Raw genomic sequence first — 15271 nt, 5'->3', positions numbered from 1 at the left:
TGAAAATAATAAATGAATTATAGTAGTATCTCAAAGAGGTGGTCATATGAATTTTACTGATGCTATGATATTGCTTTTTTTTGGAATAGGTATTTTGATTACGATTGTTTTGATGAGAAAAACAAAGAAAGAAAATTGTTCGGGAACATGTCTTGGCTGTGCCCAAGAAACATCATGTCGCATAAAAAATTTAAAAGAAGATTATGATCAAGATAAGAAGAAAGCTAGTTCAGCACATTGAACTAGCTTTCTATTTCTATAAATTGTTCTAATTCAAAACTGTATAAATAAGCTTTAATTTTTAATGAAGGATAGAGATTAGTTAGAACATGACAATACGTTTCAATTTGTTTTGTGTAGCGCAAACACAAATCATCCTTTAATACATTTCGATCAGTTTTAAAATCGATTAAGATACAATTTGATTCATCTGTAGCGATAAAGTCAAAGCTTCCCTGAATTAATGTTTGGTGATCAAGAAGAGTAAATGGATACTCTTTTTTTATATCCATAGTAATGCATTTTGCATAGAGATCTGTTTGACTAAAGTGAATACATTTCTGAATATCATTCATAGAGATTTGACTTGAATCAAAATCATTTTCATTCCATACTCTATTGGGTAGTCTTTCAATAATTTCGTGTAAAGTTGTACCGCGATTTGTTGAGTCATGGAAATTTAACTTAGGCACAAAGTAATTTTCAGTGGAACTTGGTGAAAGAGTTTTAATTGTATGATCTTCCAAACTGTATTTCATCTTGAAACTTATATTTTCTTTCTCTTTACTTGTAGCAATATGATTATCGATTGAGAATACATCAAATCTTGTGAAGTTAACTTGGCTACTTAATGCAGAGAGAATAAGTTGTGTCATTCCCTTTCTTGCATTGAGTAGGGAAAGAGTAATGATTGTTTTCTCGATTTCTTTGTCTACTTTATCCACGATGATAAGTTTCGTTTCTGCTCGAGTAAGGGCTACATACAACACCCTGATTGCTTCTTCTAAGTCCTCAAGATTACTCTTGTGTTCAATAGCGATACGTTGAATCGTAGCACGGCGTAATCGATAAGGTAAATAAAATCCATACAATCCAATCCCCAAATCAGGATCAACTAATACAGAATCAGCTTTTTCTAATTGACGATTACTTGAAGTACTCCAATAGAAAACAACTTTGTATTGTAATCCTTTTGAATGGTGAATCGTAATAGCACGAACAACATCTTCTTCAGGACCAAGTGATGTAGCCTCATCTGATTTCTCATCAATATTCAAATCAATTTGATTAATAAATTGTTTTAAACTATTTGATTGTAATTGGAAAGAAGAAGCTTTTTGAAATAATAAATCAAAATTTGTTCTTTGTTGTATATCAAGTTGTTCTTCTACAAAATTATTTATTGTTGCAATGTAGTTGAGACATTTGCATAGACCTTCTTCTCGAATTGTTTGACGGCAAAACTTAATATCACGAATAAGCGGATGATTGGATTTTAAACAACCATCGTAAATAGATTTGTAATTGAGCTTGAGTAAGGCAAGTTCATCATCACTCATTTTATACAAAGGAGATGTTAAGACTGCGACAAGTGATATATCATCGATTGCATCAATAAGCCGTAACATACTAACAACTATATGGCAGCAAGTAGATTGATAGAATCCTTCTTTTGCATCAATGCTATGAGGTATGTTGTATTCTGAGAAGACTTGTTTTAAAAGATTTTTATCTGCGTGAGATTTTGCGAGGATTACGTAATCGCTCCATTTTTTAAAATTTGTAGTCTCTTTCATTTCGATAATTTTCTGAGCGATGAATCTTGCTTTAGCTTGCTTACTATCTAAGTTTTCATAAATCTCTTTTGTATGTAAAGCATAGAATTCAACTGGTGAATCGAAACTGTGTTGAAGATCAGTTCCGGCTTGTACATGATCAATGGATCGATAACTATCTTTACAACCTTCAACATTCATCAATTTATCAAAAAGATCATTTGTAAAAGAAACGATTGAGTGATTCGAGCGATAATTGAAAGCTAGATTAATTTGCTTGGTAGTTGAATCAACCATAAGACTGCGCATAATTTCTGGCTTTGCTTTTCTAAAGCGATAAATAGATTGCTTAACATCACCAACTCTAAAAATATTATTGCCATTGGAAATTAAGCAAATAATTTCATTTTGTAGTTCACTTGTATCTTGAAACTCATCGACAAGAATTTCCTTGAATAGTTCTCGATACAATTTAGCAATACGAAAATCATCTTGAAGTAAAATCTGATAAGCATATCTTTCCATGTCATCAAAATGAATAGCTTCGAATTTCACTTTGTTATTAATGAGTGCAAGACCAACTTCTTTTGAAAAATCAAGAAGATGCATTGCGAAATCACTCATATGATTTGAGTCGATTCGGCTAGTTTCTAAATCGGGATATAAAGCGATACACTTACTTCTGTGTTTTAAACATTCAGTACGAACACTTGTATATTCTTTGTTTTTTCCAAATGGAGCTAATGGTTTTGAACAAGCTCTTCTAAATGAGTCAACAAGAGCGTCGATAGTCTTTGAATCTACACTATTCTTTGCAGCTAACATAAATTCTAAATTACTTAATATACTAGTGTATACTTTCTGATTATCAATATCACTTAACTCCATTATTTTTTTGCATTGCATTAGATATTGAATTTGAATTTCAATATCTAATTTACATGAAGAAAAGAAGTAATGCAAAGTATCATTGGAGAAATCATGTTGATTTGTAATTCTTTGATAAGATGATTTTGCGTTTTGATACCATGTGTGTTCATCACTGGATGCATTAGCGGCTTGAATGATTTGATATACAGTATTTTTCATTTCGCTAAAGTCTTCACTCCGAGATGAAAAATACTGTGATAAGAGAGAGATGTCTTCTTTTCGATGTGTACACCAACCATCAAGAACTTCATTGAAAGCATTTTCTTTTGCGAAATTCAATTGGCCTTCTTCTAAAATAGTATTTGCGAAATTAGGATTTAATCCAATTGCGTCCGCATGTTTTTTAATTAGATCTAAACAAAATGAGTGAATTGTAGATATTTTTGCATCTTGTAAATAGACTAATTGCTTTGCAATATATTCTTGATCAGATCCAGGTGAATTATATTCTTCGTTTAAACGTTTTGATAACCGCTTTTTCATTTCGTTTGCAGCAGCTTCGGTAAAAGTCATTGCTAAAATCTCGTTTAATTGTACTTTGTCAGTTAAACAACGCTTAACAAGACGTTCAACTAAAACGGCAGTTTTGCCTGCACCTGCAGATGCAGAAACAAGAACGTTAGTTCCGGTGGTATTAATCGCTTCTAGTTGCTCTTTATTCCACTTCATCAGTTTCACGTCCTTTCTTAAATGATTCATTAGTCATGACCAAAGCAACCGCATCTCTTTGTTGTCCTTTGAAACGACAAATTGGACGATACTTACAATAAGTACATGCACCATCAACGGGATTAACTTCAATCTTGCCTGATGAAACACGTTCATAAAGAAGTTCATATAATTCATGCAAGCATTGTTCTAATAAAGTTTCATCATACAAGGTAAAAGAAAGTCCGTTTTTTGTTAAACGAATATTTTTGATGTGGGTTGCGGTATAATCCAATGTATCCAATTCCTGTAAAGTCCATCCTGATAGTTGGTGACTCTTGATAAACTCAGTATGTGTATCATCATTAGACCAATCAGTAAATTCCTCCTTGTTTTGTATAATAGAAGGAAGTGAAATATTATCATTTTTCAATGAATAGTAATAAGCACCAACGGGTTTCTTATTAAATAAATGATTGGCTAAAATCAGATAAGTACATAGTTGAAGTTGAAGTCCAGATTTAATTGCGGTTTCAGATAATGATTTTGAGCTAGACTTGTAATCGATAATTCGAAGTAAGTCATATGAAAAATCTATGCGATCAATAATACCTCGCAATGTAATGTGCTTAAAGTATTCACTTGTAAATTCATATTCTACATGTTCAGGGGCAAAAGAAGTATTGATTTCCATTTCATTTAAAAATTCAAATGAAGTAAGAAGATTAGAAATCATTTTCTCATAGATGAGATTTAAACGTTCCTTTGATTTTGGAAGATAAGCAAGAAGAGATTGATGATATGGTTTTGCAATTGTCACCATTTCTTCTCTTGTGATTTTTGCGTAATTCTTTCCTTTTTGTTTGCATGCTTCTTCTAAAATGGCATGTTGTAATGTTCCGATGGTATTTGCTTCAATATCAGTATAACTAAAGTCATCAACGCGAAGTCCGTATTTTAAGAAGTAAGAATAAGGACATTTGAAGTATTGTTCAAAAGAGGAAATACTTCCATGTAGTCGTTGTTCTTTAAAAAATAACGCCGAAGAGAAACTAGGTGATAAGGTGTGTATTTCATAAAGGTCATTATCATTTATGATGCAGTTCATTTCTTCTACAGTCTCAACTAAGGCTTCAATTTCGAAAGCTGCTTCTGATTTCTTACCTTGGTAATCCAACAAAGGGAATGTAAAATGGATTGTTTCTGCACAATGTTTAATCCATTCCAATTGTTGAGTATAGGTTTCAAATCTAAATTGCATACTTGGATAAGGTGTTTGTTCGCAATAAGCCTCATCAAAAATTCCGGATTCTGCTACAAACCCAGGATAATTTTTTTGACTTGCACCAATGACATATGCAATTTTTCTTGAAGGGATTATATGAGTAGGATCACTCACGCAAACTCTACCTAGACAAGAAGTAGAATTTGATGTCATTTTGCCTTTAGTTTGGAATAATACAAGATGCAAATCTTCTTTTGTTTCAATGACAGCACTAATGTCTTCGAGGTATGACTTTAAATCATACAAATCTTTTTGTTTGGAAGGGTTTGATATAAGTACACATTGATTATAAACATCTTCTAGTATTTCTTTTGGATTGGTAAGTAGTTGAATTTTTTGTATAAAAGGAGTAATTTTGGTTGAAAAATCATTAAAATCAAGTTCTTCTCTTTGCATGATTTTGAGTTCTTTGTTATTTAAAATTGTAAAATCAGATGATTCAAAGCGGTGGGAAGAATCGGTGAGGTCATTTATGGTGGCAATATATTGGTTTATAAAGTGACAAACTCCTTGACTGCATTCAATATCCAGTGCACGAACTTCGAGGGCATAAAGAATAGATGCGATATCTTGTTTTAGATAGCACTGCAATAAAGCAAATGCATGCAAATAACATTGTGATAATTCGGATTTATTCACAATTCCAAAGGGGATTTGATACTGATTAAAAACTTGCTCGATCAGATCATAATAAGTAGACTCAAAGGCGATAATAGCGATATCTTCAGCCAAAAACTTGTTTTGTATTATTTCCTGTGCAATTGCTTCGATTTCAATACGAGGATTTAATGCGTGACGATAGGTAATTTGTGGTTGAGCAACATTTTGTATTTCGTTAAATTTAAAATGTTGTTGGATACATTTTGACACGACCAAATAATCAAAAATATTCGAATAGAAAGAACCATATATTTCTATGTCTACTTCATCTATACATGGGAGCTGTAGTTCACTATGTAAAGAGAAAATAGATTTATCTGCTAGACATAGCTCAAGCAAAGACTTTAGTTCTAATTCGCTTTGAGTTTTTCCAGGTAAAGAATCGATGATATTTCCTTCAAAAGGAGTAGACAAAAACGCTTTAAATGTCTCACAATGATATAATTTTTTACTGAATTCGATGAGTTGCGCTACAAATTGGGGATAATGAAACATTTTTCCATAGATAGGATAATGTTGAATTAGATTAGATAGTTTTTTATAAAGAAGGATTGTTTGAACATCGCTTGTTTTAATTTCTTTTGAAAACTGGTTTAGCCAAGCATGAAAAGGCATCGTTTTTATATTTACTAAAGATGCTTCTTTGCTCTTTTGAAGCGTATTATAAAGTACCAAATCTCTTGTCTTTGAATCAAGTAAAAGTGTTTTCAAAAGTATCACCAAATTTATTTTAACACATTCTTAAACATGGTTGTCATTAATAGAAAAAATAAGTTATAATGATAGCATAACTAAATAAGTTAACAGGAGGGAATGAAGTGATTTTAGACATTCTTACAACCTTCAATGATGCTCGAAAAAATGGAGATGACTGTTTGTTCAACGGCTACTTGGAAGACTATCTTCATTTATTAGATAACCATGAAGAACACCTCCAAGTATTATTCCAACAAGTATTACAACAATATCCAAATGCTCGAGTTTGTGTCGGACTTAGATTCGCTATCAACAAAGAAGTAGTATCAAACCAAATCATTGGATATAAAGATGCATTTAAATTAGAAGGAAAAGCTTTGGTTTGTCCATTTTTAGTTTATTTAAATCAAGATGACGAAGAAAGATTGTTTTTACTAACGCGTAATAAACGTGCTAGTTATTTGTTTGCGAAATCATTGTATTTTTGCTTAACAGAACCAACTAGTATTTTTGAAGCTTACAAAAACAATATTGTAACAATGGATTCAAAAGATATTGAGAAGACGATGCAAATATTTAATGAAGCATTCACTAAACCTGCAGGAGTTCTTCAAAAGAAAGTCGATCAAGATAAATATACTTCATATGAAAGCCTAAAAGCTGATGCAATGAGTATTGCAGCGGAAGTTAAAGATAATGCATTTGAAATGATTCGTCCTTTAGAAGATAAGACACCAATGATTAGAGAATCAGTAGGTGCTTGGTTCTTACTAAAGAAACTCGTGTATGTACAATACATGGTAAACAAAGCTATTTTACAATCACGCTATCAAGGTGATGTGAAAAAGCAAAGAGCACAAGCTCGTGAAAATAGCAAAGCGATACCATTTATTGCATACAGCGAATTATGGCGTTGTGCAGGTGACAACTTACCTACAGACAAAGAAACAACAGAAGAATAACGGGAGACATTAGTCCCCCGTTATTTCTTTTTCTATCATCTTTTCTTCAATAAATTCACAAGGAATTTTGCCGCTAGTGAATTCAATGAGTTCCTTTTTAAAACTAAAGTTTTCTGTTTGTAGGGTATAAATGACATCCACATCATACTCTTTTGTTAAGATATCACATTGATCTTTCAAAAAGAAATCAAGCTTTCCAATTAGATCATAAGGGAATGTTAATTTATAGAGCTGAACTTTGGCAGTTTTTACCTTTGGGGCTAAATGCAGTGCTTCAGATACACTCTTTGAATAAGCGCGAATTAATCCGCCAGCACCTAGTTTAATACCGCCAAAGTAGCGAACAACACAAGCGGTACAGTTAGTAATATCGCTTTTTTTTAAGGCATCTAGCATGGGAGCGCCTGCGGTTCCACTTGGTTCGCCATCATCGTTAGAACGTTGTACTTCATTTGCTTCACCACAAATAAAAGCAGTGCAACGATGAGTGGCATCACGATGTTTTTTACGAATGGATTCAATGAATTCACGAGCTTCAGGCTCATTAAATGTCTTCTTTAAATAACAAATAAACTCAGATTTTTCAATCACTATTGTATGTGAGAACTCATCTTTTAGTCGCATAATAACCTCTTTCATTCATCATGATTATAACATAGTCCTAAGAATGAAAAAATGTTGATAAAAGACTTGAAAATTCTTCAAGTAATTCTAAAAATATGCTATACTTAACAAGGTTAAATGAGAAGTGGCTATGGTCCTTTCAATTGTGGAAATAGCGACAAGAGGGTATAATAGAACAGGAATTAGGTGAAGAAAATGGAACAAAATAAAATAGTAATTAAAGGTGCAAAAGAAAACAATCTAAAAAACATAGATTTGGAGATTCCACGTAATCAACTTGTTATCATGACAGGGTTATCAGGTTCTGGAAAGACATCTTTGGCATTTGATACAATTTATGCAGAAGGACAACGAAGATATGTAGAATCTTTAAGCGCATATGCTCGTCAATTTTTAGGTGGTGTAGAAAAACCAGATGTTGAATTAATTGAAGGATTATCACCATCGATTTCTATCGATCAAAAAACAACAAGCAATAACCCACGTTCAACTGTAGGAACAGTAACGGAGATTTATGATTACTTGCGTCTTTTGTATGCACGAGTAGGTATTCCATATTGTCCAATACACAATGAACCCATTACATCACAAACAATTACCCAAATGGTAGATCGTATTATGGAAATACCAGATAAAACTCGATTAGAAATTTTATCACCTGTAATTAAAGAGCAAAAGGGTACTCACAAAGATTTGTTTGTAAAACTACAAAAAGATGGATATGTAAGAGTACGTGTAGATGGTGAAGTTAAGTTATTAGAGGAAGAAATTATCCTTGAAAAAAATAAGAAGCATACCATTGAAATTGTAGTGGATCGTATTGTGAAAAGTGATGATTCTAGATCAAGACTACATGATTCATTAGAGAATGCATTAAAACAATCTGATGGCACAGTTATCGTAAAGACACCAGAAGATGAATTGTTATTTTCGAGCAACTACGCATGTAATATTTGTGGATTCTCAGTACCACATTTAGAGCCTCGACTATTCTCGTTCAATGCACCTCTTGGAGCATGTGATACATGTAAGGGGCTAGGAATTACGCAAGAAGTTGATGTAGATTATTTGATTCCAGATAAGAGTAAATCAATTCGTAAAGGTGGTATTGTTTATTATAAGAATATCGTGGATTCTACAAATATCGAATGGCAAACATTCGCAATCTTATGTAAATTTTATAAGATTGATTTAGATAAACCAATTGAGAAATTAACAAAGAAACAGTTAGAAGTTATCTTGTATGGTTCTGATCAACCAATCGAATATTCAATAAAAACAAGTAGTGGAAATCGTTATTCACGTAATGATTATATTGAAGGTGTAAAAACATTGATTGAACGTCGTTTTGTAGAAACAACGTCAACCATGTCAAAAGAATGGTACCAAAGTTTTATGATGGAAAGTACTTGTCCAACATGTAAAGGTAGAAGACTAAATGAAATGGCTTTGAGTGTTCGTGTTGGTGATAAGAATATTGTAGAGTTTACAGAAATGAGTGTGAAACAAGGACTTGATTGGATCACGAATGTAAAACTAAACAAAACACAAATGAAGATTGCTGACTTAGTCTTGAAGGAAATAAAAAATAGATTAACTTTCTTATTGGATGTAGGGTTAGAATATTTAACACTAGATCGTCTTGCGGGAACATTAAGTGGTGGTGAGGCTCAACGTATTCGTTTAGCAACACAAATCGGTTCAAGATTAACAGGAGTACTTTATGTTTTAGATGAACCATCTATTGGATTACATCAACGGGATAATGCGAAATTAATTCAAACATTAAAGAATATGAGAGATTTGGGAAACTCATTAATTGTCGTTGAACATGATGAAGAAACCATGATGGAAAGTGATTATATTATCGATATTGGACCAGGTGCAGGGGTTCATGGCGGGGAAGTTATTGCGGTAGGAACACCAGAGGAAGTAATGCACAATGAAAAATCAATTACGGGTCAATATCTTGCAGGTACTATGAAAGTTGAAGTGCCTAAGAAAAGACGCAAAGGAAATGGAAACTTTTTAGAAATTATTAAAGCGAGTGAAAATAACTTAAAGAATATTTCAGTTAAAATTCCACTAGGTACAATGACTGTTGTAACAGGTGTTAGTGGTAGTGGAAAAAGTACACTTGTAAATGAAATTCTATGCAAAGCAGTTCAACATTCTTTAGGTAGGGTTCGAATTAAACCAGGTAAGCATAAAGAAATAAAAGGATTGGATCAACTAGATAAAGTTATTGAAATTGGGCAAGATCCAATTGGTAGAACACCAAGATCTAATCCAGTTACTTATACAGGCGTATTTGATGATATTCGTGATTTATTTGCGATGACACCAGAAGCTAAATTAAGAGGTTATGATAAAGGACGTTTCTCATTTAATGTTAAGGGTGGACGTTGTGAAGCTTGTCAAGGTGATGGTGTTCGAAGAATTTCCATGAATTTCTTGCCAGATGTTTATGTTCCTTGTGAAGAATGTAAAGGTAAGCGATACAATGAAGAAACGCTTCAAGTTACATATAAAGGAAAGAATATTTATGATGTTCTTGATATGACAATTGAAGATTCAATTCTCTTCTTTAATAACATTCATAAAATCAAAGATAAACTACAAACTTTACACGATGTTGGATTAGATTATATTAAACTGGGTCAATCAAGCACAACATTGTCTGGGGGAGAGGCTCAACGGGTAAAACTTGCGAGTGAACTTCAAAAGAAAGCAACAGGAAAAACTGTATTTATCCTAGATGAGCCAACAACAGGATTGCATAGTCATGATGTAAAAAAACTATTGTCAGTACTTGAAAGAATAGTGGATAATGGAGATACAGTATTAATCATTGAACATAATTTAGATGTGATTAAATGTGCTGATTACTTGATTGATTTAGGACCTGAAGGTGGCGATGGTGGAGGAACGATTGTTGCGACTGGAACACCTGAGGCAGTAAGTAAAGTCAAAGAAAGTTATACAGGTCAATACTTGAAGAAAGTATTACAGAAAGGATGAGATGATGGAGGAATTAGAAGGAAAGGTAATGATACGAGAACTTGTTGATTATTTTAAATTTGAACAAGTTACGGGAAATGAAGAATCTTTAAATCGTTGGGTTATTGTACCAGATCTGAATCGTCCAGGTCTTGAACTAGCGGGATTTTTCAAAGAAAATGAAACTCGCCGTATTGTAATTATTGGAGATAAAGAATTAGCTTATATTGAGACATTGGATAAAGCGACGCAATATGAACGTTTTAAAATAATTACAGATGCATATACACCAATGATAGTTTTCTCAAGAAATAGGGAAGTACCTTTAGCATTAATTGAAGTAGCAGATGAAATGAATTTCCCGATCTTTAAATCAGATTTACCAAGTTATCGTTTGATGGTTGATTTAGTAAGTTTCTTGGATGAAAGACTTGCACCAAGTGATAGTTTGCATGGAGTTCTTATCAGTGTCTTTGGTAAGGGTGTGCTCATCACTGGTGAGAGTGGCATGGGGAAGAGTGAAATTGCGCTTGAGTTAATACGTAGAGGACATGTCCTTGTGGCGGATGACCGTGTTGATGTATCAAAAGTTCATAACAACCTAATTGGACATAGTCCAGAACTACTTCAAGGAATGCTTGAAATCCGTGGTATTGGGATTATTGATGTTGCGAAAATGTTTGGGGCAAGTTCACTGCTTGCTAAAGACAACATTGATGTTGTTATCAAACTTGAAAAATATGATGATAAAATGGATTATGCTCGTGTAGGAATTGAAGAGGATAAGTATACAAATATTCTTGATATCAATATACCTACAATTATACTTCCAGTAAAAGAGGGAAGAAGTATGGCAGTCCTTGTTGAATCTGCAGTAACTAACTTCCAATTAAAAGAAGGTGGATTCAATAGTGCAAAAGAATTTGAAGAAAGAGTTCTACGCTATATAGAACAACAAAATAACGCAAATAAAGGAGCTCAATCAGAATGACATTTTTTCCAGATGCACAGACATTGGTCCAATTCGGTAATATTGGGATTAAATGGTATGCCGTATTGATGATTACTGGAGTAGGAGTAACTTTCCTATTTAGTTTAAGAGAGATGAAGAAGTGTGGTTACAACATCGAGGTTGCAGAAGACCTTGCGATTGGTTGTTTCTTATGGGGTATTGTAGGTGCAAGATTATGGTATTGCTTATTTTTTGATATAAGCTATTACCTACAAGATCCAATTCGAATTTTCCAAATATATAATGGAGGACTAGCGATTCAAGGTGGCCTGTTTGCGGGTGCATTATATGGTTTATATTATGCAAACAAACACAAATTTAACTTTATGAGACTTGCAGATTGTATTGTGCCAAACATGTTGATTGCACAAGCAATTGGTCGTTGGGGTAATTTCATTAATCAAGAAGCACATGGTGCACCTGTTACTGAAGCCTACTTCAATCACTTTCCAGAGTTCATTAAAAACAATATGTTTATTGGTGGACAATACTATGCACCGACTTTCTTGTATGAGAGTGTGCTTAACTTATTAGGTTTTGTATTAATTTATTTTGTGATTAAGAAACTAAACGAAAAATATCATTTTATGAAACGTGGAGATGGTGTTTACTTCTATCTTGTGTGGTATGGATGGAGTCGTTTCATTGTAGAGGGAATGAGAACAGATAGTTTAATGTTTGGACCAATTCGTATGGCACAACTTATATCGGTAGTTTTCATTTTTGTAGGAGTCCTTGGTTATTTAGGTTTATTTAGGAAATTTATGAAAGAGTCAAAACCATTAATGTTATTTGATTTGGATGGTACTTTACTGGATACAGAACCTGCAATACTAGAAACATATCGTCATCTGTTTGAAAAATATCGTACTGCAGATGAGTTTGATAAAGAAAAACAATTGGAAGTGTTAGGACCTCCGCTCGCGAAGATGTTCCCAAAATATTTTCCAGATAAAAACGTTGATGAATTAATTAATGAATATCGAGAATACAATTTTAAAATTCACCCTGAGTTTGTTAAACCAATGGAGAATGCAGAAGACTTACTTAAATCATTAAAGGAAGAAGGATATAAAATAGGTATCGTATCTACAAAATTTAATGATGGTGTTAAATTAGGTTTAGATTTGTTTAATTTAACACAATATGTGGATGTTATAGTGGGTCAAAATGATGTGCAACATGGCAAACCTAATCCAGAAGGAATCTTCAAGGCTTGTCAAATGCTCAACGAGGGTCATGATTCATGCATTTATGTTGGCGATAGTGCAACAGATATTGTTGCTGCTCACAATGCAGGTGTGTACTCAATTGGTTATATATTTAATGAGGATCGTATTCAAGCTCTTAAAGATGCAAAACCAAATGTAATTATTCATGATTTAAAAGATATTAAAGAAATAGTGAAGGAGGATCATCCATGGACGTACAATATGATGTAGTAATAATCGGTGGTGGACCAGCTGGGATGACTGCAGCTATTTATGCAAGTCGCGCAGGACTTAAAGTAGCGATGTTAGAAAAAGAAGCACCAGGTGGAAAACTAATTAAAACATTTGAAATTCAAAACTATCCAAGTATTAAAGAAATGAATGGTGCAGACTTAGCGTATCAGATGTTTGAACATTCAACTCATTTTGGTGCTGAGTATTTGTATGGCGATATAGCTAAAATTGAAGACGGAGAGGTCAAAAAAATAATTGCGGCAGATGGAACTGAATATACAGCGCACGCAATTATTATTGCAACAGGTACAAAAGAGCGTTTACTAAATATACCTAATGAAGATAAGTTAACAGGTAAAGGGGTTTCTTATTGTGCAGTTTGTGATGGAGCCTTCTTTAGAGATAAAGTAGTTACAGTCATTGGTGGAGGAAATTCAGCATTGGAAGAATCACTTTATTTAACTCAATTTGCATCACAAGTAAATATTGTTATTCGCCGCGATGTATTTAGAGCGGAACCAATCATTCAATCGAAGATTGAACAAGAGTCAAAAATTAATCTTATTAAAAAACACATTCCAGTTGAAATCATTGAACAAGATGGAAAAGTTGGAGCAATCGTTCTTGAGGATGTTGATACTAAAGAAAGAATGACTGTGGAAACAAAAGCTGTATTCCCTTATATTGGTGCAGATCCAAATACTGAATTCGCTAAAGATTTGGGAATTATGGATAAGCAAGGTTATATCCTTGTGGATGAAAATATGGAAACAAGTGTTAAAGGTATTTTTGCGGCAGGAGATTGCATTAGTAAAGTACTTCGTCAAGTAATTACTGCTTGTGGAGATGGTGCGGTAGCTGCTCAAAGTGCATTCCATTATATTAAAGGTTAAACTACTTTCGAGTAGTTTTTCTTATGCGACTTAGACAATAAAATGACCACTTAGACAACGGGTGTAGAATAAAAGATTCAAAAGTTGTACTATATTGATAACTACGGCTAAAGGATGAAATATATGTTGATAGAATTTGAAAATGCATTTAATTGTCTTGAAGATGTTTTAGATTTACATGTAAAAGATGATCAAAGAAATACAATAGAAACAGTAGAAGAATGTATTCAAGAGGCAAGAGAACTATCTTTATGGAAACCAACATTAATCAAGTTAGATAAAGAGAATGTTGGTTTTGCGATGTATGGTATGTGGAAAGAAGAAGGTGAGCATGGGCGTGTATGGTTAGATCGATTTTTCATTGATGAACGATATCAAGGAAGAGGATATGCTAAAGAAGTTTTACCAATCTTAATTGATAAAATAATGAATACCTATCTTGTAAGTGAGATATATTTGAGTGTATATGAATCAAACTTACCAGCAATTCAACTCTACAAAAAGAATGGGTTTGAGTTTAATGGGGAAAAGGATATAAACTCCGAATTAGTTATGGTTAAAAAAGTATTCGAGAAATAAAGAGGAGAAACTGAATGAAAAAAATAGCGAAAATTATAATTATTCTAGGTACAATAATTTTATCAGTTTTTGCAGTTTTATATTTTCTTTCAGTTAATGAAGTGTTTAATCCTTTTGATGTTGCCTATCAATTGGAATTTGATGGTCATGATGTAAAGTTTGGAAGTACAAACCAATTTATTGAAATGAGAGTAGATGGTAAACTTGAAAATGCTGCTATATCAAAAGATAATCAGAAAGTTCTATTTTTTTATGATGATACACCGATTCTAACAAATGGTGAAGTTGTACAACCATATCACGTATTTGAAATAGATGGTTGGGAAGGAAAGCGCAATGTTTATCTTGTGGATACAAATCACCAATACTATATTGATACCAACAACTATACCTTATTTATAAACAATGAAAACGATAGTTTTGAGGAGTTTGATACAAATCGAATATTAAGTATATTAGCTGCGTTTGAAGAAATTGATGAACCAATTGACCTTAGTAATTTTTATAATGAAACACAAATTAATTTTGTAATTGGGATGCCAATTCTATATTTTAATATGGAGAATCATATGTTTGAGGAAACGTATCATTCATTTACCTTAAACCAAATGAATCATGTGATTATATTACGTTATGAATATGCTCAAGGTACAAACAATAAAGTCACATGGTATAAATTAACTCAAGATCAAGAAAAAGAAATAGTAAAACTAATTGAAGAAATACGAGAAAGTTAAATTAAGACTTGACCTAAAGTCAACT

11 protein-coding genes are annotated in these 15271 nt (G+C 32.8%); 8 read left to right on the top strand and 3 right to left on the bottom strand.

Annotated features, from left to right (window positions below; all coding sequences use genetic code 11):
* Positions 1-46: 46 nt before the first annotated feature.
* Positions 47-241 (top strand): hypothetical protein, encoded by a 195-nt coding sequence (locus tag B5D14_RS06435; RefSeq protein ID WP_078711775.1) that lies wholly within the window; start codon positions 47-49, stop codon positions 239-241.
* A 1-nt stretch (position 242) separates the two neighbouring features.
* Here B5D14_RS06435 and B5D14_RS06430 read toward each other — a convergent pair whose 3' ends face one another.
* Positions 243-3374, bottom strand: coding sequence for a UvrD-helicase domain-containing protein (locus B5D14_RS06430; RefSeq protein ID WP_159443746.1), 3132 nt, complete (start codon positions 3372-3374; stop codon positions 243-245).
* On the bottom strand, positions 3361-6009 hold the full coding sequence (locus tag B5D14_RS06425) for a PD-(D/E)XK nuclease family protein (RefSeq protein ID WP_078711773.1): 2649 nt from the start codon (positions 6007-6009) through the stop codon (positions 3361-3363). The genes B5D14_RS06430 and B5D14_RS06425 overlap by 14 nt, the downstream gene beginning before the upstream one ends.
* Positions 6010-6116: 107 nt before the next feature.
* On the opposite strand from B5D14_RS06425, the gene B5D14_RS06420 reads away from it, so the two are divergent.
* Positions 6117-6956, top strand: a complete 840-nt coding sequence (locus B5D14_RS06420) for a hypothetical protein (protein ID WP_078711772.1) — start codon at positions 6117-6119, stop codon at positions 6954-6956.
* Positions 6957-6965: 9 nt separating this feature from the next.
* On the opposite strand, the gene B5D14_RS06415 is transcribed toward B5D14_RS06420, so the two are convergent.
* On the bottom strand, positions 6966-7580 hold the full coding sequence (locus tag B5D14_RS06415) for a YigZ family protein (protein WP_200804770.1): 615 nt from the start codon (positions 7578-7580) through the stop codon (positions 6966-6968).
* Between the two features lie 195 nt (positions 7581-7775).
* Here B5D14_RS06415 and uvrA point away from each other — a divergent pair, with 195 nt between their 5' ends.
* The 6 genes from uvrA to B5D14_RS06385 all read left to right on the top strand — a co-directional run bounded on the left by uvrA (position 7776) and on the right by B5D14_RS06385 (position 15246).
* The gene (uvrA, locus tag B5D14_RS06410) at positions 7776-10601 is read left to right on the top strand and encodes an excinuclease ABC subunit UvrA (protein ID WP_078711771.1); all 2826 of its coding nucleotides are present in this window, start codon (positions 7776-7778) and stop codon (positions 10599-10601) included.
* A gap of 28 nt (positions 10602-10629) precedes the next feature.
* Positions 10630-11571, top strand: a complete 942-nt coding sequence (hprK, locus tag B5D14_RS06405) for an HPr(Ser) kinase/phosphatase (protein ID WP_200804769.1) — start codon at positions 10630-10632, stop codon at positions 11569-11571.
* On the top strand, positions 11568-13034 hold the full coding sequence (gene lgt, locus B5D14_RS06400; RefSeq protein ID WP_078711769.1) for a prolipoprotein diacylglyceryl transferase: 1467 nt from the start codon (positions 11568-11570) through the stop codon (positions 13032-13034). The genes hprK and lgt overlap by 4 nt, the downstream gene beginning before the upstream one ends.
* Positions 13013-13930, top strand: a complete 918-nt coding sequence (gene trxB, locus B5D14_RS06395) for a thioredoxin-disulfide reductase (RefSeq protein ID WP_078711768.1) — start codon at positions 13013-13015, stop codon at positions 13928-13930. Before lgt ends, trxB begins: the two co-directional genes overlap by 22 nt.
* A 123-nt stretch (positions 13931-14053) precedes the next feature.
* Positions 14054-14509 (top strand): GNAT family N-acetyltransferase, encoded by a 456-nt coding sequence (locus B5D14_RS06390; RefSeq protein WP_078711767.1) that lies wholly within the window; start codon positions 14054-14056, stop codon positions 14507-14509.
* A gap of 14 nt (positions 14510-14523) precedes the next feature.
* Positions 14524-15246 (top strand): hypothetical protein, encoded by a 723-nt coding sequence (locus B5D14_RS06385; RefSeq protein ID WP_078711766.1) that lies wholly within the window; start codon positions 14524-14526, stop codon positions 15244-15246.
* The last annotated feature ends 25 nt before the right edge of the window (positions 15247-15271 follow it).

Source organism: Anaerorhabdus furcosa, assembly GCF_900167375.1.
Taxonomy (GTDB): domain Bacteria; phylum Bacillota_I; class Bacilli_A; order Erysipelotrichales; family Erysipelotrichaceae; genus Anaerorhabdus; species Anaerorhabdus furcosa.
The sequence above is the reverse complement of the archived record's forward strand: the minus strand, read 5'-3'. Positions and strand labels throughout refer to the sequence as shown.